The sequence below is a fragment of the Arthrobacter sp. JUb119 genome (genome assembly GCF_024807995.1).
Classification (GTDB): Bacteria; Actinomycetota; Actinomycetes; order Actinomycetales; family Micrococcaceae; genus Glutamicibacter.
The window spans coordinates 324,993-343,401 of sequence record NZ_JANUFE010000002.1; the positions used below are offsets into that span (position 1 = coordinate 324,993).

General features: G+C 61.4%; 20 protein-coding genes. 13 read left to right on the forward strand and 7 right to left on the reverse strand.

From position 1 onward, the window contains the following. Positions 1-702, forward strand: coding sequence for a hypothetical protein (locus M2368_RS07485; protein ID WP_133833030.1), 702 nt, complete (start codon positions 1-3; stop codon positions 700-702). Positions 703-781: 79 nt separating this feature from the next. Here M2368_RS07485 and M2368_RS07490 read toward each other — a convergent pair whose 3' ends face one another. Beyond that, the gene (locus tag M2368_RS07490; RefSeq protein WP_105657136.1) at positions 782-1,000 is read right to left on the reverse strand and encodes an acyl-CoA carboxylase subunit epsilon; all 219 of its coding nucleotides are present in this window, start codon (positions 998-1,000) and stop codon (positions 782-784) included. Between the two features lie 52 nt (positions 1,001-1,052). Beyond that, on the reverse strand, positions 1,053-2,663 hold the full coding sequence (locus M2368_RS07495; RefSeq protein WP_105657137.1) for an acyl-CoA carboxylase subunit beta: 1,611 nt from the start codon (positions 2,661-2,663) through the stop codon (positions 1,053-1,055). Between the two features lie 195 nt (positions 2,664-2,858). On the opposite strand from M2368_RS07495, the gene M2368_RS07500 reads away from it, so the two are divergent. The 7 genes from M2368_RS07500 (at position 2,859) to M2368_RS07530 (ending at position 10,566) form a co-directional block, all read left to right on the forward strand. Next, the gene (locus M2368_RS07500) at positions 2,859-3,716 is read left to right on the forward strand and encodes an SDR family oxidoreductase (RefSeq protein ID WP_133833029.1); all 858 of its coding nucleotides are present in this window, start codon (positions 2,859-2,861) and stop codon (positions 3,714-3,716) included. Positions 3,717-3,773: 57 nt separating this feature from the next. Then, complete coding sequence (locus M2368_RS07505; protein WP_402696456.1) at positions 3,774-4,640, forward strand: biotin--[acetyl-CoA-carboxylase] ligase; 867 nt, start codon at positions 3,774-3,776, stop codon at positions 4,638-4,640. Positions 4,641-4,726: 86 nt separating this feature from the next. Beyond that, positions 4,727-5,275, forward strand: a complete 549-nt coding sequence (locus M2368_RS07510) for a hypothetical protein (protein ID WP_133833027.1) — start codon at positions 4,727-4,729, stop codon at positions 5,273-5,275. Further along, positions 5,272-6,483, forward strand: coding sequence for an adenylate/guanylate cyclase domain-containing protein (locus tag M2368_RS07515; protein ID WP_105657141.1), 1,212 nt, complete (start codon positions 5,272-5,274; stop codon positions 6,481-6,483). The genes M2368_RS07510 and M2368_RS07515 overlap by 4 nt, the downstream gene beginning before the upstream one ends. Next, a complete protein-coding gene (locus M2368_RS07520) occupies positions 6,483-7,439 on the forward strand; it encodes a PP2C family protein-serine/threonine phosphatase (RefSeq protein WP_402696454.1) in 957 nt (318 codons plus the stop codon). Before M2368_RS07515 ends, M2368_RS07520 begins: the two co-directional genes overlap by 1 nt. Before the next feature lie 47 nt (positions 7,440-7,486). Beyond that, entirely contained in the window at positions 7,487-9,763 is a 2,277-nt protein-coding gene (gene ligA, locus M2368_RS07525; RefSeq protein ID WP_286172049.1) for an NAD-dependent DNA ligase LigA, read from the forward strand. 2 nt (positions 9,764-9,765) lie between these two features. Continuing rightward, positions 9,766-10,566, forward strand: a complete 801-nt coding sequence (locus M2368_RS07530; protein ID WP_105657144.1) for an inositol monophosphatase family protein — start codon at positions 9,766-9,768, stop codon at positions 10,564-10,566. On the opposite strand, the gene M2368_RS07535 is transcribed toward M2368_RS07530, so the two are convergent. Next, positions 10,563-11,120: a hypothetical protein gene (locus M2368_RS07535; protein ID WP_133833024.1), complete on the reverse strand. Its 558-nt coding sequence runs from the start codon at positions 11,118-11,120 to the stop codon at positions 10,563-10,565. The genes M2368_RS07530 and M2368_RS07535 overlap by 4 nt on opposite strands. Positions 11,121-11,316: 196 nt before the next feature. On the opposite strand from M2368_RS07535, the gene M2368_RS07540 reads away from it, so the two are divergent. Beyond that, complete coding sequence (locus M2368_RS07540) at positions 11,317-11,550, forward strand: hypothetical protein (RefSeq protein ID WP_498724305.1); 234 nt, start codon at positions 11,317-11,319, stop codon at positions 11,548-11,550. A gap of 9 nt (positions 11,551-11,559) precedes the next feature. On the opposite strand, the gene M2368_RS07545 is transcribed toward M2368_RS07540, so the two are convergent. The 3 genes from M2368_RS07545 to M2368_RS07555 all read right to left on the reverse strand — a co-directional run bounded on the left by M2368_RS07545 (position 11,560) and on the right by M2368_RS07555 (position 14,044). Then, entirely contained in the window at positions 11,560-12,009 is a 450-nt protein-coding gene (locus tag M2368_RS07545; RefSeq protein WP_133833022.1) for an SRPBCC family protein, read from the reverse strand. Positions 12,010-12,037: 28 nt separating this feature from the next. Further along, positions 12,038-12,844, reverse strand: a complete 807-nt coding sequence (locus tag M2368_RS07550; protein WP_402696649.1) for a glucosamine-6-phosphate deaminase — start codon at positions 12,842-12,844, stop codon at positions 12,038-12,040. Positions 12,845-12,913: 69 nt separating this feature from the next. Beyond that, positions 12,914-14,044 (reverse strand): ROK family transcriptional regulator, encoded by a 1,131-nt coding sequence (locus tag M2368_RS07555; RefSeq protein ID WP_166650656.1) that lies wholly within the window; start codon positions 14,042-14,044, stop codon positions 12,914-12,916. Between the two features lie 192 nt (positions 14,045-14,236). Here M2368_RS07555 and M2368_RS07560 point away from each other — a divergent pair, with 192 nt between their 5' ends. Together M2368_RS07560 and M2368_RS07565 are read left to right on the forward strand one after the other, a co-directional pair. Then, on the forward strand, positions 14,237-14,797 hold the full coding sequence (locus tag M2368_RS07560) for a GNAT family N-acetyltransferase (RefSeq protein ID WP_133833020.1): 561 nt from the start codon (positions 14,237-14,239) through the stop codon (positions 14,795-14,797). 63 nt (positions 14,798-14,860) lie between these two features. Beyond that, a complete protein-coding gene (locus M2368_RS07565; protein ID WP_133833019.1) occupies positions 14,861-16,774 on the forward strand; it encodes a penicillin-binding transpeptidase domain-containing protein in 1,914 nt (637 codons plus the stop codon). A 16-nt stretch (positions 16,775-16,790) separates the two neighbouring features. Here the strand turns inward: M2368_RS07565 and M2368_RS07570 are convergent, their stop codons facing one another. Further along, a complete protein-coding gene (locus tag M2368_RS07570) occupies positions 16,791-17,390 on the reverse strand; it encodes a GNAT family N-acetyltransferase (RefSeq protein WP_166650655.1) in 600 nt (199 codons plus the stop codon). 85 nt (positions 17,391-17,475) lie between these two features. On the opposite strand from M2368_RS07570, the gene M2368_RS07575 reads away from it, so the two are divergent. After that, positions 17,476-18,027, forward strand: coding sequence for a maltokinase N-terminal cap-like domain-containing protein (locus M2368_RS07575; protein ID WP_133833017.1), 552 nt, complete (start codon positions 17,476-17,478; stop codon positions 18,025-18,027). Positions 18,028-18,111: 84 nt separating this feature from the next. Beyond that, positions 18,112-18,408, forward strand: a complete 297-nt coding sequence (gatC, locus tag M2368_RS07580) for an Asp-tRNA(Asn)/Glu-tRNA(Gln) amidotransferase subunit GatC (RefSeq protein ID WP_038989805.1) — start codon at positions 18,112-18,114, stop codon at positions 18,406-18,408. Position 18,409 lies beyond the last annotated feature (1 nt).

Here is an 18,409-nt window from a genome sequence, read left to right on the forward strand (position 1 = left end):
ATGAGTGAAGTAACTATCGAGTACTGCGGACAGTATTATCCTGTCCAAGACGCCAAGCCCTTCACCATCGGCCGAGAAGGCGATCTGGCCATCGACGACAATCCCTACTTGCACCGGCACTTCTTGACGATTACCAAGCAAAGCGGGCTGTGGTGGCTTAATAACGTCGGTAGCCGGCTGACCGCGACGATTGCTGACCGTACCGGCGGACTGCAGGCCTGGCTCTCGCCGGAATCGAGCCTGCCCCTGGTGCTGAACCGGGTGGGCGTGGTTTTCACCGCCGGTCCCACCACCTACGAGCTATCGATTCATGTTGCGCAGCCGGCATTCCGGCAGGCCTACATGGACTACGACGCTTCGGGCGAGACTACCATTGGCCCGGTGCTGCTGACCAGTGCCCAGCGGGCCTTGGTCGTTGTCCTGGCTGAGCCGATGCTGCGCCGTGAAGGCACTGGCTTGAGTTCAATTCCCACGAGTGCCGCTGCCGCCGCCCGGCTGGGGTGGGGAATTACGAAGTTCAATCGCAAACTCGATAACGTCTGCGACAAATTGGACAAGGCCGGCGTGGCCGGGCTGCGCGGGGGGCCTGGAAAATTGGCCACCAACCGCAGGGCGCGACTGGTGGAACATGCTGTGAGTTCGCATCTGGTGACTCGTGCAGACCTAGCCATCTTGGACTTCGAAGTTCCCGACGAAGACTAGGTTGCCAGCGGCGCTGCACAGAGCAATGGCCCGGAAAATTCCGCTAGGGAACGTTCCGGGCCATCGCTTTCAGCAGGCCTTAGCGCCGGCCAATAGTCCAGCCCAAACGCGGGGCCAGCGCCCGGCGCCTGCGGATCCGGGCTACACGCTTTTTGGGCTCTGCGGCTTCTGGTGCAGGAGCCGGAGTATTGCCCATGGCAGCGAGCAGCGCGGTAACTACCGCCACTTCCTCGTCACTGGGGTTTCCCTTGGTGACGCGGATCTGCGGGGCAACAGGCAACGCAGCGTTCTGTTCCATGGGAGTGCTCCTTATTGGTTTTAGCTGGTACTAGGCGGGCAGGCACTGCTGCTTACAGCGGGATGTTGCCATGCTTCTTCGGAGGCAGGCTAACGTGCTTCTCGCGCAGCGCGCGCAGGCCGCGAACCAGCTGGAAGCGGGTCTCGCTCGGGGCGATGACCGCATCCACGTAACCCAGCTCCGCCGCCTGGTAGGGGTTGAGCAGTTCGGCCTCGTAGTCGTCGATAATCTGCTTGCGGCGGGCCTCGACGTCTCCGCCTTCGGCTTCCACTGCGGCCAGATCGCGGCGGTAGAGGATGTTCACTGCGCCCTGGGCACCCATCACGCCGATTTGCGCGGTAGGCCAAGCCAGGTTCAGGTCCGCGCCCAGCTTCTTCGAACCCATCACGATGTACGCTCCGCCGTAGGCCTTGCGGGTGATCACGGTCAGCTTCGGCACCGTGGCCTCGGCGTAGGCGTAGAGCAGCTTCGCACCGCGGCGGATGATGCCCTGGAATTCCTGGTCCTTGCCCGGCAGGAAGCCTGGCACGTCCACGAAGGTGAGGATCGGGATGTTGAAGGCGTCGCAGTTGCGCACGAAGCGGGCAGCTTTTTCCGAGGCGGCGATATCCAAGGTGCCAGCGAACTGCATTGGCTGGTTGGCGACGATGCCCACGGTGCGCCCTTCGATGCGGGCGTAGCCAATCATCACGTTCGGTGCGTACAGCGACTGCATTTCAAAGAAATGCTCGTCGTCGACAACCGACTCGATGACCGTGCGCATGTCATAAGGCTGGTTGGCGGAGTCCGGGATGAGCGTATCGAGCTCCAGGTCCTCGGCAGTGATATCCAGCTCTTCATCGAATTCGGCAATCAGCGGATCCGAGAGGTTGGACGACGGGAGGAAGTCCAGCAGTTCCTTGCAGAACTCCACGGCGTCTTCTTCATCGGACGCAAGATAGGTGGCGGTACCGGTATTGGCGTTGTGCTGGCGGGCGCCGCCCAGGGTTTCCATGTCGATTTCCTCGCCGGTAACCGTCTTGATGACGTCCGGACCGGTGATGAACATGTGGCTGGTCTTGTCGACCATGATCACGTAGTCGGTCAGTGCAGGGGAGTACGCTGCACCACCGGCCGATGGGCCCATGATCAGCGAGATCTGCGGGACAACGCCCGAGGCATGGACATTGTTGCGGAAGATGTCGGCGAACATGGCCAGGGAAGCGACGCCTTCTTGGATGCGGGCACCTCCGCCATCCAGGATGCCGACAACTGGGCAGCCGTTGCGCAGCGCAAATTCCTGGACCTTGACGATTTTCTCGCCATTGACCTGGGACAGGGAGCCGCCGTAGACGGTGAAGTCCTGGGAGTAGACAGCCACCAGGCGGCCATCGACGGTGCCGTAGCCGGAGACCAGGCCATCGCCTAATGGCTTCTTCTTCTCCATGCCGAAGGCGGTGGAGCGGTGGACTGCGAGGGCGTCGAACTCAACGAAGGAATCCTCGTCCATGAGCATTTCAATGCGTTCGCGGGCAGTGTGCTTGCCGCGGGAGTGCTGCTTTTCAATCGCTGCTTCGCCACTTGGCGCTTTAGAGAGCTTCTGGCGGCGGCGGAACTCAGCAAGCTTTCCGGCGGTGGTGGACAGGTCGATTGACTCGGCTGCCTCGGTTCTGCCCTGCGTCATGCCTTCGACTCCCTCGAGTTGTCTTCAATGTGTAGGAATGGCACAAGAAAAATGCCAACTAAGCCAGTCTAGCTGGGCAAACAGCTCATTTGTTTGTAGGAATCTTACAAAATGGCCCGATATCTGGTGCGTGGCACGCCAGAATAAGTTACTGAACAGTAGCTTAGTGGCGGACTGTCGCGTAATCTATATCACATGACTAGTGAATCGCGCACTCTTATCGCACCTGTTCCCGGGAACCTGGAAAACCGCACCATCCTGATGAGCGGCGGTAGCCGCGGCATCGGCCTGGCTATCGCCCTGGCCGCAGCCAAGCATGGGGCCAATGTGGTCCTGCTGTCCAAGACCGATACGCCGCATCCGGCACTGGAAGGGACCATCCACACCGCCGTTGCGCAAATCGAAGAAGCAGGTGGCAAGGGCCTGGCCGTAGTTGGCGATGTCCGCGTGGACGCCGATGTGCAGCGCGCGGTGGAAGAGGCCGTGGCAAAGTTCGGCGGCATCGACATTGTGGTCAACAACGCCTCGGCCATCAACCTGGCCAAGACCGATCAGCTTGATATGAAGCGCTACGACCTGATGCAGGACATCAACGTCCGCGGCACCTTCCTGCTCTCAAAGTCCGCGCTCCCGTACCTGCGCGCCTCCGAGCATGCCCATGTACTCACCCTCTCCCCGCCATTGAACCTGGAACCGAAGTGGGCTGGACGGCATTTGGCCTACACCATGGCCAAATACGGCATGTCGCTGACCACCCTTGGCCTGGCCGAAGAGCTGAAGGACGATGGCGTCGGCGTGAACTCGCTCTGGCCCGAAACCCTGATCGATACCGCAGCCATCCGGAACCTGCCGGGCGGACAGGAAATGGTTCAGGGAGCGCGCGATGCTTCGGTCGTGGCAGATGCCGCCATGGCCATTCTTGCCAGCCCGCCAGCCGGAGTCAGCGGAAACTTCTTCACGGATGGACAGGTGCTGACGCTGGCTGGCGAGACGGACCTGGAGAAGTACACCTTGAACCCCGAAGTCCCGCTGGTTGAAGACATCTTCCTCTAGGCAGATGACGAGGCAGTACTAAGCATAATCATCGGCCGGTGCCATAGGGTTGGAGGTATGGAAAACCCGCATGGCACCGACCGCGCAGTTCTCGATTCCCGGCTCTTCACCGAGCTCACCGCCCAGCTGGAATTGGGGCTGGTTAATATCAAGCCAACCTCCGGTTCAACCAATACCGAGTTGGCGCAACTGGCTGGCAATGGGGATGCCGGCCACCTCAGCGTGTACTTCACGGAGCACCAGCAGGCAGGCAAAGGGCGTTTGGGCCGTGAATGGGTAACTCCGGCAGGATCCTCCCTGACCGTCAGTGTCTTGGCGGTGCCCGGTCCCAGCTTCCCTGCCGAATCCCTGTCTTGGTACACCATGCTTGCGGCCTTGGCCTGGAGCCGAGCCGCCGAGAATATCGGCGGCGTTCCCTTGGGCATCAAATGGCCCAACGATTTGTTGGCCGGAGAGCAGAAAGTCTGCGGCATACTGGCGCAAATGGTTCCAACTGGCAACGGCTACGGGGTAGTGGTTGGCACCGGAATCAACGTGAACCAGAACCGGGAAGAGCTTCCGGTGCCCACCGCGACGTCCCTGCGTTTGGCTGGCGCCCAGAACTTGGACCGCACCGAACTGCTGGCTGAGTACCTGAAGCAATTCGCAGCACTGGATCAGGGTTTCCGCCGGGTCGGCGGCTTTGCGCAGATGCCGTTGCCGGGAAATAATGGAAAATCTTTGCGCCAGCTCGTCAGCGACAAGCTGGCCACACTGGGACATGAAGTGCGTGTGGAATTCCCCGATGGATCCACGCTGGTTGGCAACGCGGTCGAGTTGGGCGCAGACGGCTCGTTGGTCCTGGAATATGGAACCGGGCAGCGGAAGCACGTGATGGCAGGGGACGTGCACCACGTACGGCGCGCCGACGGAAAGTATGCCTAACCAGACTTGGGTCTTGGCCCGGGACTATTATTGGAGATGATGACCGAAACACGGAGTCGAGAACAGGAGGGGCGAGGAACAACACGATGAAGTTGCCGCTGCATGAAAGGGAACGAGTGATTATCAAAACTCGTGAACATTCGCGAGTGCTGCGCCAGCCCGTGGGAGCCTTCCTCGTATTGACTGCCGTGTGCACCTTCTCGTTGGGCTATCTCTCCCGGGACGATCTCTCGGACTGGCTAGCTGGCAACGCGAATGTGTGGATGGTCGTTTCGGTGGTTCTCTGGGCCGCACTGGTGCTGATCTGGAGCGTGATTCCCTGGGCCCGGTGGCTACGCAGCCAAATCGTCTTGACCACCGAGCGGATCATGTTCCGGCCCACATACAACGATGGCAAGCTGCAATCTGTAGGATTATTTACAGTTCGCGACCTCGTCGCGCACAGCAAGGCGAAGAACACCATGACGCGTGCGGGAACCTTGGATATCGTGCTGAACCAGGGATACGTGAGACTCTCACATGTCCCCTCGGTACCGTATTTCCGTTCCCTGGCAATGGAGGCGATGGCGAACCTGCGCAGCAACCAGAATGCGGCGCACACCGAAACGACGAACAGTGAGGGCATGGGGGCATGAGCACCGAGCACACCAACACACCCCGAGCAGACTCTCCGCAGTCCGCCGCCGAGGCTGTCCGCGGCGCCCGCCAGCACCCCCCTGTGGCCACACCGGCCGAGTCGGATCCAATTTTCGAACTTGCGCAGGCCATGGAAGGCCCCTTGCGCATTCCGGCCCACACCCCCGACGCTGTCCGCGACACCGTCGCTTCGCTGGAAAGGCGGCTCATCGGCGGCCAACGCGAATTCCGTCGCCGCGAGGTCGCTTCCGAGGCCGGTGTTTCCCTGCACTCCGCGCGCAAGCTCTGGCGCGCCATCGGCTTCCCTGAACTCAGCGATGATGAAGTGTTCTTCACCCAGGCCGACAAGGAAGCCCTGGGCACCATGGTGGGGATGGTCCGCGAAGGCAAGCTGACCGAAGAAACCGCCATTTCCCTGATGCGTTCGGTTGGCCAGATGACTGACCGCATGGTGGTGTGGCAGATCGAAGCACTGGTTGAGGACATGATCGCCAACCAGAACATGTCGGATCGCCAGGCGCGCCGCCAGCTTTTCGGCCTGCTGCCCGAAATCATTCCAGCGATTGAAGACCTGCTGCTCTACTCATGGCGCCGCCAGCTGAACTCTGCCGTGCACCGCATGGCATTGCGGGTGGAAACCGGAGTGGCTGCCTACAACCAAGACCGTGGCGACGAAGATGGCGGCACCCCGCTGCCACTGGCCCGTGCGGTGGGCTTTGCCGACCTGGTCTCCTACACTTCGCTGTCGCGCCGCATGAACGAGCGCACCCTGGCCCAGCTGGTGCAGCGCTTCGAAGCCAAATGCGCCGAAGTCATTTCCGTGGGCGGTGGCCGCCTGGTCAAGACCATTGGCGATGAAGTGCTCTACGTGGCCGAAACCCCGCAGGCCGGCGCCGAGATTGCGCTGTCCTTGTCGCGCGAGCTGGCCAAGGACGAGCTCTTCCCGCAAACCCGCGGCGCGGTGGTCTGGGGCCGGCTGCTCTCACGCCTGGGCGATATCTATGGTCCTACGGTGAACATGGCGGCTCGGCTGACCTCGCTGGCGGAACCGGGCACCGTGCTGACCGACGCGATTACCGCAAACACCCTGCGCAATGACGCACGCTTTGTGCTCACCGCCCAGGAAATCACCGCGGTGCGCGGCTTTGGAGACATTCAACCCTATGAGCTCTCCGCAGGCGAGGGAGCAGGACTGGTGATTGACTAGTGGCTAAAGAACCAGCACCGGTACCGTTCATCCTCGCCGCGGCAGGGCTGACGGACGTGGGCCGGAAACGAACGCAAAACCAGGACCGCATCCTGATGCACGACATCGTGTATGCGGTAGCCGACGGCATGGGCGGTCACGAAGCTGGCGAGGTGGCCAGCCAGCTTGCGGTGGAAACCATGCAGGAAATCTGCACCTTCGCCAATAAGACGTCGGTTCGGAAACTGCCATCCGTGCCGGATGTCCAGCGCCAGGTGCAACTGGCTGATGACCGCATTCGCGAAGCGCTTGAATCACGTGGCGGCACTACCTTGTGCGCAATGGTGCAGATCAAGACCCCGGGCAAAGGCCGGGACAATGTGACCGCTCCACTGGCCGCGGTGCCGCCCTGGACCTCAAGTTTCGCGATGACGCAGAACACCGATGTCATCTCCAAGATCACTCCGCAAATGCTGGAGAACCACCGCGCCAGTTTGGCTCCAGCTACCGAGCCGATCCCGGTAGTCGCCGATGAAATCCCGAGCCTGTTGCTGGTCAATGTGGGGGACTCGCGCGGATACCGGTTGCGTGATGGCGCCCTGCAGCAGCTGACCCGTGACCACTCGGCCGTGCAGGAAATGGTGGATGCCGGGCAGATCACCGAGTTGGAAGCCCGCAATCATCCGCACCGGAATCTGATTACCCGTGCGCTTGGCGCCGGCGCCGAAAGCCAGCCGGATCTCACCGTCTTGCAGCCGCGCATCGGCGACCGCTACATGCTGTGCAGCGACGGGCTCTCGGGCGAACTGACCGAAGACATCTTGCAGACCTTGCTGGTGAACTACAAGGACCGCACCGAAGCGGCCCGGATTCTCACCGGGGCCGCACTGGAAGCTGGCGGCCGGGACAACATCGCGGTGATTGTCCTTGATGTGCTGGCAGCCGAGTCCGCGCAAATTGACGCACCCGGGAACTAGGGCTCCAAGCCAGCTAAACTGTCCGCCGGTGGGGCACAATTGAATACGTGAGTGAAAAAGACGTAACACCAGTTGAGGCCACCAACGTTCCGCCAGAAGCTGACAAGTCCCGCTATGAACAGCTGGTCGAGCAGATCCGTGCCCACCGCGAGGCGTACTACCAAAACGATGCTCCTCTGGTCTCCGACGCGCAATACGATGCGTTGTTCCATGAGCTCCAGCTGCTCGAGGCAACCTATCCCATCCTGGCTGGACAGGATTCGCCCACGCAGGAAGTCGGCGGCGAAGTTTCCGCCGCCTTCGCATCGGTCACCCACGCAAGCCGCATGTACTCGCTGGAAGACGTTTTCTCACTTGATGAACTCGAAGCGTGGCTCGAACGTGCCCAGGTCAATGCCGAACGCCTGCACCCGCAAACCCCGGTCAAGTGGCTGTGCGAAGTCAAAATCGATGGCCTGGCACTGAACCTGACCTACCGCCAGGGCAAGCTGGTGCGTGCAGCTACCCGCGGCGACGGCACCACCGGTGAAGACGTTACCCACAATGCGCTGACCATCGGCGACATCCCGCAGGAGTTGTCCGGCACCGGCTGGCCCGAAGAATTCGAAGTCCGCGGCGAAGTTTTCATTGCCACCGATGACTTCAACAAGTTCAACGAAGCGTTGATTGCCCAGGGCAAGGCGCCCCTGGCCAACCCGCGCAACGCGGCCGCCGGGTCCTTGCGCCAGAAGGACCCGGAACAGACTGCCAAGCGTCCGCTGCGCATGTTCGTGCACGGACTGGGCCGCAGCCGCGATTTCAACCTTGCTGAACAGTCCCAGGCTTACGAGCTGATGCGCAACTGGGGTCTTCCGGTTTCGCCCTACGGCCGCGTTGTCGGCAGCCGCCAGGAAGCCAAGGACTACATTGCCGAGCACGGCGAGAAGCGCCACGACTTGATCCATGACATCGATGGCATCGTCATCAAGGTCGATGACCTGGCCACCCAGGAACAGCTGGGCTACACCTCGCGTGTTCCACGCTGGGCTGTCGCCTACAAGTACCCGCCAGAAGAAGTGCACACCAAGCTGCTGGACATCCAGGTCCAGGTGGGGCGCACCGGCCGCGTGACGCCTTTCGGCGTGATGGAACCGGTCCTCGTCGCTGGCTCCACCGTTGCCCGCGCGACCCTGCACAACCAGGAAGTCGTCAAGGCGAAGAACGTCAAGATTGGCGACACCATTATCCTGCGCAAGGCGGGAGACGTCATTCCTGAAATTGTTGGCCCGGTGCTGCCACTGCGTGAGGGCAACGATGACCTGCGTGATTTCGTCATGCCTGTCGAATGCCCATCCTGCGGGCAGCCACTGGCGCCGGCCAAGGAAGGCGATGTGGACATTCGTTGCCTCAACGCTGAATCCTGCCCGGCCCAGCTCACCGAACGCGTGGCCTACCTCGGCGGACGCAGCGCCCTTGATATCGAGGCGCTGGGCTACGAAGCAGCAGCGGCCCTGACCAGCGGTCCGGGCGAGGACCCTGCCACCCAGGGCGGCATCATTCTGCCTGCTGGCTCCGGCCCGCTGAAGAATGAAGCCGAACTGTTCAACCTCAAGGACATGCTCGACGAGCTTGGCGAGGTGAAGGTATGGCGGGAAAAGCGTTCCAAGGGGGAAGGCACCGGCATTTTCGAGCTCGTCCCGTACTTCTACTCCAAGGCCACCGCCAAGAAGCCGTCAGAACCAACCAAGAGCACCATGAAGCTGCTCGATGAGCTGGAAAAGGCCAAGGGCAACCCGCTGTGGCGCGTGCTGGTGGCACTGTCCATCCGCCACGTTGGCCCGAACGCTTCGCGGGCCATTGCCACCCGCTACGGCTCCATGGATGCCCTGCTCGAGGTCCTTGACTCGGGCAACGCCGAGGCTGAACTGAGCGAAATCGATTCCGTCGGATCAATCATTGCCGACGCGCTGGTGGACTGGTTCAAGGTGGATTGGCACCGTGAAATTGTCTCCTCCTGGCAGGCCGCTGGGGTGAAGATGGAAGACGAGCAAGATGCGAACATCACCAAGAACCTCGAAGGCTTGGCCATTGTGGTGACCGGTACCTTGGAACACTATTCCCGCGATACCGCCAAGGAAGCGATCATTGTCCGTGGCGGCAAGGCCACCGGCAGCGTTTCGAAGAAGACGGACTTCCTGGTGGCCGGCGAAGCCGCAGGGTCAAAGCTGGACAAAGCCCAGTCCCTGGGTGTTCCGGTACTGGACGAAACCGGATTCGGCGTCCTGCTTGAACAGGGCCCAGACGCAGCGCGCGAGGTAGCCCTCGCCGCACTAACGGAAGGCTAGAAATGGACCGCGCAGTGACTCATGATCCGCTGGTAATGGTTGCCCGCCGGGCCGCCGCCGCCGGCGCCGAAGTACTCAACCGCCGCGATGAATCGCAGTTCAACCTCACCGACAAATCGGCGGCCGGGGACTGGGTGACCGACTTCGACCGTGCCGCCGAGGAAGCAATTCGCGCGGCCATCCTGACCTCCCGGCCCAACGACGAATTGACCGGCGAGGAATATCCAAGTGCCAAGCCTGCGAACCCGAGCGGCTTGCGCTGGAGCATTGATCCGCTGGATGGCACCACGAACTTCGTGCGCAACATCGCCTATTACTGCTCCTCGGTGGGCGTCTGCCAACGCAACGAGGATGGCAGCGAGACCTGGGTAGCCGCGGCCATCGTCGCCCCTGCATTGCAGGTGGAATACTTCGCCGGAAAGGGATTGGGTGCATGGAAGCTTGATCTGCGATCCGGGAAGCTCACACAGCTCACCGGGCCGGCCGAATCCGAGACCAGGATCCTGGCAACTGGCTTCGGCTATGATTCCCAGCGCCGCCAGTTCCAAGCCCAAGTGCTCGGGCAGATGCTCCAGGACTACGTCAATGTGCGCCGACTCGGCTCGGCCGCGCTGGACCTGTGCCTGGTGGCCGAGGGGTCTTTGGACGCCTACGCCGAATATGGCACCCAGGAGTATGACTGGGCTGCCGGCGCGCTGATTGCAGAGGAAGCCGGATGCCAGGTAGGCAGGCCCAGCAGCAACCCGGGCTGGCAGTACGCCGGATTGGTGGATCCAGCCAAGCTCGCGGAGCCTAGCGCCTAGGGAAGCAAAGCTGCTATCCACTGATGCGCGTAATGGATGGCGATGCCCACAGCTACACCGCCGCACACCTGTGTGGCGGTGTGCTGGCAGCTGCGGATCCGGGCCCAGGAAAGCACCGCAAGGAAGAACACCACTAGCGGCATCAGCTCGGCCTGCTGTCCCGCCACCTGCAAAACAACGTAGGTGCCCACAGCCAGGTGCACCGAGACCTTCCACCACAAATTGATCACGGCAACAAGCGCCAATCCAAGCAGGATGCTGAGCACTTCGAGGAAGATCCCGGAACCGGCATCCATGACCCGCAGCACGAGCAGGCCGCACAGGATCAATCCTGCGGTATAGGCATAGATCCCATGCCGCTGACGCCGTACGGTCACGTGCATATCGGTGACCTTGCCGCGCAGTTTCGCCCCGGCCAGGATCAGCCACGGAATAATCGTGGTGAACAAGGCGGCAACAATCGACTCGGTCCAGCGCACTGAGGAATCCCGCCATGGCGTTGCCAACAGCAACACGGTGGCCAGGATAATGGGGGAGAGCACGTGCGAAACCACTAAGGCGATTTTTCGCACCGAAAGAGGTGAGCTGGCTGTCGAGGTCTGCTGCATCGGGGTCATTGGCCTTGATAGGGGTAGCGGTTTACTGCCGTCGTGGCGACTAATCCACTGTACACGTGGAGCCGTCAATAATTCCCCTCGCAGGCCGACGGCGATGAGCCCTCGGATCCAACTTCCAATCCGCACTGCAACCGTGTACTCCGTCATCTTGGAGCGGGGCGAAGCCATATCGGATCAAGGCCCGGATCTGAAGATCCCGGTTAACGCCGACGGTTCGTTCAGCCATGTGCCTCCGGTGGTTCCCAATGAATTGCCCAGCCCGATGGCCGTCATAGTCCAGGCGCAGCCGCTGACCGGAGAATGCGGGGAATCCGACTCCTGCGCGGTGCGCCAGTGGGCTGTGGTCATCGAGCCACAGGACCGCTAGCGAGCAGGATTAGCCTTGCGCGTTGACCAGGTAGTCGTTGCGGATCCGGATGAGCTTGGGCAGGTACCAGCCAAGCACGAGCCGCTCGGCTAGCCAGCCCAAGGGACCCAATGGAGCGCTGAAGCGGATCTTGTCCACCATCAACGTCCCCTGGTCCGACTCGTAGAATTCATGGACGTGGTGGAAGGACTTGAAAGGCCCTCGCTCCTGCTGGTCGGTGAACGTGTGCGGGGCATCCAGGTCGGAAATCCTCGAGGTCATCCGGAAGGGGATGCCGAAATGCTTGGCACGCCAGGTGACCTGCTCGCCTAATCCGATAGTGCCGCTGGTAACCCCCGCCACGGCCTTTTCCTGCGAATCGGCCATTGAACCGGCGTGCGCGTCGATGCTGAGCGATTTCTCGAAGAGGTCGGCACGTGAAGCACCGCAAAGCGTAACGCATTCAAAGTAGACGGCCATGGCTTCAGTATGCCATTGGCTGGGCGGTTTAGCTGACCACGAGGTCTACGACGGTCAGTTCCTCAGCCGCGTCATCGTAGTATTCACGCAGTTTCAGCCCCTTGGCTGCCGCTTCATCAACTACTACCACGGCATCCTGGTGCAGCTGCAGGACGGATGCCGGGCAGGAAGCTGACAGCGGCCCTTCTACGGCAGCGGCAATGGCTCGGGCCTTGCCCGCGCCTACAGCCACCAGGACCAAGCGGCTGGCGTCAAGAATAGTACCTAGTCCCTGGGTGACGCAGTGGGTGGGAACGTGCTCGATGCCGTCGAAGAACCGGGCGTTGTCTTCACGGGTATTGGCCGCGAGGCGCTTGATGCGGGTGCGGCTTCGCAGCGCGCTGCCTGGTTCGTTGAAGCCCAGATGCCCATTGGATCCGATACCCAGAATCTGTACGTGGATGCCACCGGCCTGGGCGATGGAGGCATCGTACGCCCGGGCCGCCGTCTCGATGGCTTCCACGGATGCGGCCATGCCCTGCGGTACATGCAGGCAGCGGGCAGGCAAGCCGATGACATTGCAGACCTCGTTGATCAGCGTCTGGCGGTAGGACTGTTCGTGGGTGTCCGGGATCCCGATGTACTCATCCAAGGCGAAACCCTGGGTATCGGTGAAATCGGCACGGCCTTCCTGGACCGCACGGGAAAGTTCACGGTACAGGCCCAACGGAGACGAACCTGTGGCAAGCCCCAAATTCGAGGGGGCTCCAGCGCTGTGGTGGGCCAGGCCGGCCAACACGTTGTCGGCAGCGATGCGTGCAACTTCTTCAGGGGATGAACCAATGAGCACTCGCATGGTGGGCACTCTCCGATCTTGGCAGTGATGATTAGTGGAATACAGGTATGGAGAAACCGGGCGGCCCCGCTAGGTGATCCCCAGTTCATGGAATAGCACGTTGACCGCGCAACCTCGGAGCACCAGATGCTCTGGATCTTCGCTCAGCGAAAGCCGGAAGTTCTCGGCGCGTGCCGTATGCGAGCGCAGGGCCAGTGCTTCGCGTAGCGCTTGCGCGAGAGGCTGATCCACGACTTCCGGGGTCCCGGTGAAAATGACATCGCGAATGTCGAGTACCGAAAGAAGCGGGGCAAGTGCGCCAGCAAGATACGCGGCGATCCGCTGATCCAGCTGTTCCTTTGGTTCCCCCTCGGCCAGGGACTTCCAGATTGCAGGAACGGAAGCATAGGCTTCCAGGCAGCCGATTTGCCCGCAGCTGCATAAGACAGTGTCCTGCGCACGCTGGCGGACATGGCCCAGCTCGCCGGCGGCGAAATCCGAGCCGCGCACCAGGGTGTTGTGGGTGATGACGCCGCAGCCTACACCGCGCCCCAGGCGCAGCAAGATCATGTGGTCGCTGCCTTGGCCGAAAGTGTGCTCGGAAAGGATGGCGCAGTCGGCGTCATTGAGGACATGAGCGGCCAGGCCGGTAGCCTGCTCGACCGCAGATCGCAGGTCGTAGTCGCGCCAACCGAACTTTTCGGCTGCGAGGACAATTCCCCGATCGGTCACTACGCCGGGCGAGCCAATGCCCACGCCCAGAACCGGTGCGTCGCATTCGGCTAGTGCGGTGTCGAGCAGCTCCAGGAGCTGGACCGTCGCGGCCTCACCGGTTGCTTCACGTGCCTGGGCAGAAAAACTCTTGAGGATGGCGCCATCCAGATCCATGATGGCCGCCCGGAACGGGACAACGCCGGATAAGTCCACGCCGATGATCCTGAGCCCCGGGCGATTCAAATCGACGAGGGTGGAGGGCTTGCCGGGGCGTTTTTGCTCTTGCTGCCCGGTCTCAATGACGTGCGAGCGGTTGATCAATTCCGCGACCAGTTCCGAGACGGTGACACGTGTCAGGCCGGTAGCGCGTGCCAGATCGGCACGGCTCGAAGCGCCTTGGTCCGAAAGTGTTTGCAGAACCAGAGAGAGGTTGTGCTCCCTTCCATGGGACGGCAAAATAGCGCTGCCGTGCGACAGCACATTCCAGTCCTTGCGTGGGGAAGTCACAGGGTTAGTTAACTCCATTAACAAACTTGCGGGCAAGTTTTTCTCCCAGTTATTCGCAAGGCGCTATTTCCCACCGCGAATCACTGCAGATCAGAGAAGAATTGCTCAGCAAAAATTTCAGCCAGAGCATCATTTGCCTTGGGCTCGGTGACGTGCAGGAACCCCCTGAGCTCGTGGCACACTTGGAGCATCATGACTGACACGCAAACTTTTTCAACCAGCATTGGCGACTTGTCGATTGAACTGGCTGCTCCCGAGCACTACCAGCATGTGGGGGAGCTGACCGCAGAGTCCTATTTTGCCGCTGGGCATTTCGACAGCCCGGATAACGAGTACCTGGACTTCGTGCGCAAGGTGGCCGAGCGTGCAGCCCAGACCGAAATCTACGTGGTGCGCCGGGAAGAAGAGATCATCGGTTCCATGACCTTGATCCGGGCGGGCAGCGACTATGCGGACATTGCCAGAGCGGACGAGCTGGAAATCCGCATGCTCAGCGTTGATCCGGCCGCGCAGCGCAGGGGTGTTGGCCGGAGCATGGTGCAGGCCGCCATCGAGCGCGCCCGGCTCATTCCCGGAATCAATGCCGTCTCCCTGACTACCGGCAGCAGCTGGGATTCTGCCCGGGGACTGTATGAATCCCTCGGATTCATCCACTATCCCGAACGCGACTGGTTTGTGCCGAACACCGATATCGAATTGGTTGTCTACGCCTATAGCCTGCAGCCAAGAAGGATTCAGCCTGGATCCAGGTGAACCGCCCATGACTTCGGCGGACACACGTTGTGGTCTGTCCGAGCGCGTGAATAGAATGGCGCCATGAGTGCTATTCGCCGAAGTGTTGCCGCCCTGTCCGTTGCGTCCCTGGCCATGGGCGCACTAAGTGCCTGCAGCGCTGGCGCGCCAGACCCGGCGCCTTCGGCCGATGCACTGGTATCCGCCATGAATAGCGGCGATTTCGGCTCAGTGCAATTCGCTGGGACCAGCCCGAAAGATGCAGCGAAAGCCCAGGAAACTGCCTTTGGCGCCATGGGCGAAATCAAGCACACGAGCACCGTTCGTTCGGTGGCCGAAGACGAAGAAGAGCAAGATGGGGTCAAGACAGCTACCGCGAGCATCACCACGGTATGGGATATCGACAAGTCGGACAAGGATCTGAGCTACGACACCCAGGCTGTGTGGGAATTCGACAAGGAATCCGATTCCTGGAAACTGCGCTTTGACCCGTCAATTCTTGCCCCTGAGTTCGAAACCGGCGACTACCTCAAAGCGGCCTTCGACCCTGCAGCACGAGGCAGCATCACCGATGCTGAAGGCGAAAGCATTGTCTCCAATCGGCCGGTGATTCGTGTTGGCATGGATAAGACCCACACCGGAAAAGAAAACTGGGAAAGCTCGGCGAAGAAACTGGCCAAGCTCGTGGACATCGATGAACAGGCCTATGCGCAACGAGTGATGGCCGCTGGCGACAAAGCCTGGGTGGAAGCTATTGTCTTGCGCGATGACGCAACGCGGGAAGTCACCGACGAGGAAATCAAGGGCATTCCGGGTGCCGGCTTCCACAACGACGAGCTGCCCTTGGCACCCACTCGCTCCTTCGCCCGCCCGCTGCTAGGCAGCGTTGGCAAGGCCACCGCCGAGAATATCGAGAAGTCTGAAGGCAAGGTCAAGGCCGGTGACCAGGTAGGCCAATCAGGATTGCAAGCCGCCTACAATGACACCCTCGCGGGAACTGCAGGAGTCTCGGTATCGCAGTACAACGCTGAAGATGAAGCGGTAGCGGAACTGATCACCGCAGCCCCGGTAGCAGGCAAGGACCTGAAGACCACTTTGGACACCGGACTGCAGGAAACCGCGGATGAACTGCTGGCCGAAGCCGAATCGAACTCTGCCATCGTGGTCATTCGGCCCTCTGACGGCAGCGTCCTCGCGGCCTCCTCGGGCCCGGTTTCTTCCGGGCTGAACACCTCCTTGCAAGCTTCCTATGCACCGGGTTCTTCCTTCAAGGTCGTGAGCGCCTTGGCGATGCTGCGTGACGGAGCGACACCGGGCACCGAGGTCAAGTGCCCGGCAACCACGGTGGTGGATGGCAAGAGCTTCAAGAACTATGACGGCTATCCTGCTGCCGCCGTAGGCACCATCCCGCTATCCGAAGCAATCGCGCAGTCATGCAACACGGTCTTTGTGAATCAGGGAACGGAAATTGGCGGCAAGAACCTGGCTGAAGCCGCGGCTGCTCTCGGCTTGCTGGCAGAGGACGGAACCGGTGCCGGCGCAGTGTTCGGTTCGGTGCCCGAAGATTCTGAAGGCACCACCCAGGCCGCGAACATGATTGGCCAGGGCGTGGTGGAAGCATCGCCACTGGGCATGGCCACCGTGATGGCATCGATCCAGGCGAAGTCCACAGTGCAGCCCAAGCTGATCCTGGCGCCAGAACCCCAGGCACCTGCCAAGCCGGCTTCCACGCTGAGCGAAGAGGAAGCAGGGCAGCTGTCCACCATGATGGCCGAGGTCGTGGACCACGGAACCCTGGAGGACCTGAAGGCAGTAGGCAGCGGAAAGATCATCGGCAAGAGCGGCACCGCCGAATACGACGGCGAAAAGAACGCGCATGCCTGGGCCATCGCCGCCCAAGGCGATCTGGCGGTTGCCGCGTTCGTCGAGGATGGAGACGGCGGAGCCCAGACGGCGGGACCGCTGGTGAAGTCCATGCTGGAGGAAGCGGCCAAATAGTACCGCGGGGTGCTGCTCAGCCCCGCTGGGCGAAGTATTCGCCGGCGAGCAGGCTCAGCTGCACCTGGTCGTGGAATACGCCATTGTGGAAGTACACCTCGCGTTGGCGCCCCTCCTGGGTATACCCGGCTTTCTCATAAGCCCGGATGGCCCGCTGGTTGAAGGCGGCAACGCACAGGCTAATCCGGTGCAGTCCCAACTCGCGGAAACCATAGCCGGACATCAACGCGGTGGCACGGGTGCCGAAACCCTGGCCGACGAAGTCCGGGCCGATCATCACCGCCATTTCAGCGGCGCGATGGGGCAACTGGCCGCCATGCAGCGTGATGTGCCCGATGAAGGTTCCGCTGCCGCGCTCGAAGATGCTGAAGCCGGCATCGCCGGAAGAGGGCTTGTTCTCGCTCCACTGTGCGAACATTTCCACGAGCGGAGCCCCGGGACGCGGTTTGATGGTTCGTTGCTGGAGCACCGCCCAGGCCGGATCGTTCCACCACCCGGCCATGACCGAGAAGTCCTCGTGCTCGGACTCGCGCAGTTCAATGGCGGCATCCCGCAGCAGGTTCTGCCCGTACTGCTGCGCCTGCTGAACTTCATCCCATGGCTCATGTGTGTGCATGAAACCATCGTAGGAGCTATCGGCTGGCCAAAGAACCGTTGCGCTAACACTTGTGCCTAATACCAGCAATTGACAGACTAAGCTCATGGGAATCGTCTACAACACCACCATGTCTCCAACTAAGACCGAGTTGGTGGCAGCCTGGTTGGCCAAGCAGGAGTTCTACACCGGCCAGGGCGCGCCGAAACTTGAAAGTGTTGGCGGATTCCGTCTGGAAGACCCGCAGGGTGAAGTCGGTATCGAGCTGAGCTTCTACGCTGACCACAGCGATACCTCTGACGTGATTTACCACGTTCCGCTGACCTATCGGGATGCCCCGGTTGACGGTGCGGAACGCTACCTCCTGGGAACGAGCGAGCACGCGATTCTGGGCACCCGCTTTGTCTATGACGCCGCCGGCGACCCCATTTTCATCGCCCAGGCACGTGAACTGCTGGCCGGGAATGCCACGCCGCAGCACCGGTCCGAGTCCTTTACCGCGGATCCGCGGATCCTGGTCCGCGGCGAGAGTCGGGGCAAAGACGCGGTGATCATCCGCAAACCGGTAGCCGGCGATCCCGCCGAAGCCGGTGTTATCGGGATCTGGGAGAACGCCCTCGGCCAGGACCTGAGCGGTTTGGTATTGCGCACAGCATAACTAATGCCCCGCATATAGGCATTGGGGCAGGCGCGTAAGGGATAGACTTGTCTATGAAACCCAACCGCCATTCTAGGGAGATACATGTCTGCCATCAGCCGTGAGGACGTTGTGCATCTGGCACACCTTGCCCACATCGAGATGAGCGACGCAGAGCTGGACAAAATGACCGGTGAACTCGACGCTATCGTCGGTGCCATCGCGTCCGTCAGCGAAGTCGCCGCCTCCGACGTCCCAGCCACCAGCCACCCGATCCCGCTGACCAACGTGTTGCGCGAAGATACGGTGGGGCAGACGCTGAGCATTGAAGAAGTTCTGCTCAACGCGCCTGATTCGGACTCGGACCGCTTCAAGGTCCCGGCTATTCTGGATGGTGAATAAT

Coding starts and splice junctions, on each gene's coding strand:
- M2368_RS07485 (WP_133833030.1), top strand. CDS start 1: ATGAGTGAAGTAACTATCGAGTACTGCGGACAGTATTATCCTGTCCAA.
- M2368_RS07490 (WP_105657136.1), bottom strand. CDS start 1,000: ATGGAACAGAACGCTGCGTTGCCTGTTGCCCCGCAGATCCGCGTCACC.
- M2368_RS07495 (WP_105657137.1), bottom strand. CDS start 2,663: ATGACGCAGGGCAGAACCGAGGCAGCCGAGTCAATCGACCTGTCCACC.
- M2368_RS07500 (WP_133833029.1), top strand. CDS start 2,859: ATGACTAGTGAATCGCGCACTCTTATCGCACCTGTTCCCGGGAACCTG.
- M2368_RS07505 (WP_402696456.1), top strand. CDS start 3,774: ATGGAAAACCCGCATGGCACCGACCGCGCAGTTCTCGATTCCCGGCTC.
- M2368_RS07510 (WP_133833027.1), top strand. CDS start 4,727: ATGAAGTTGCCGCTGCATGAAAGGGAACGAGTGATTATCAAAACTCGT.
- M2368_RS07515 (WP_105657141.1), top strand. CDS start 5,272: ATGAGCACCGAGCACACCAACACACCCCGAGCAGACTCTCCGCAGTCC.
- M2368_RS07530 (WP_105657144.1), top strand. CDS start 9,766: ATGGACCGCGCAGTGACTCATGATCCGCTGGTAATGGTTGCCCGCCGG.
- M2368_RS07545 (WP_133833022.1), bottom strand. CDS start 12,009: ATGGCCGTCTACTTTGAATGCGTTACGCTTTGCGGTGCTTCACGTGCC.
- M2368_RS07550 (WP_402696649.1), bottom strand. CDS start 12,844: ATGCGAGTGCTCATTGGTTCATCCCCTGAAGAAGTTGCACGCATCGCT.
- M2368_RS07560 (WP_133833020.1), top strand. CDS start 14,237: ATGACTGACACGCAAACTTTTTCAACCAGCATTGGCGACTTGTCGATT.
- M2368_RS07565 (WP_133833019.1), top strand. CDS start 14,861: ATGAGTGCTATTCGCCGAAGTGTTGCCGCCCTGTCCGTTGCGTCCCTG.
- M2368_RS07570 (WP_166650655.1), bottom strand. CDS start 17,390: ATGCACACACATGAGCCATGGGATGAAGTTCAGCAGGCGCAGCAGTAC.
- M2368_RS07575 (WP_133833017.1), top strand. CDS start 17,476: ATGGGAATCGTCTACAACACCACCATGTCTCCAACTAAGACCGAGTTG.
- gatC (WP_038989805.1), top strand. CDS start 18,112: ATGTCTGCCATCAGCCGTGAGGACGTTGTGCATCTGGCACACCTTGCC.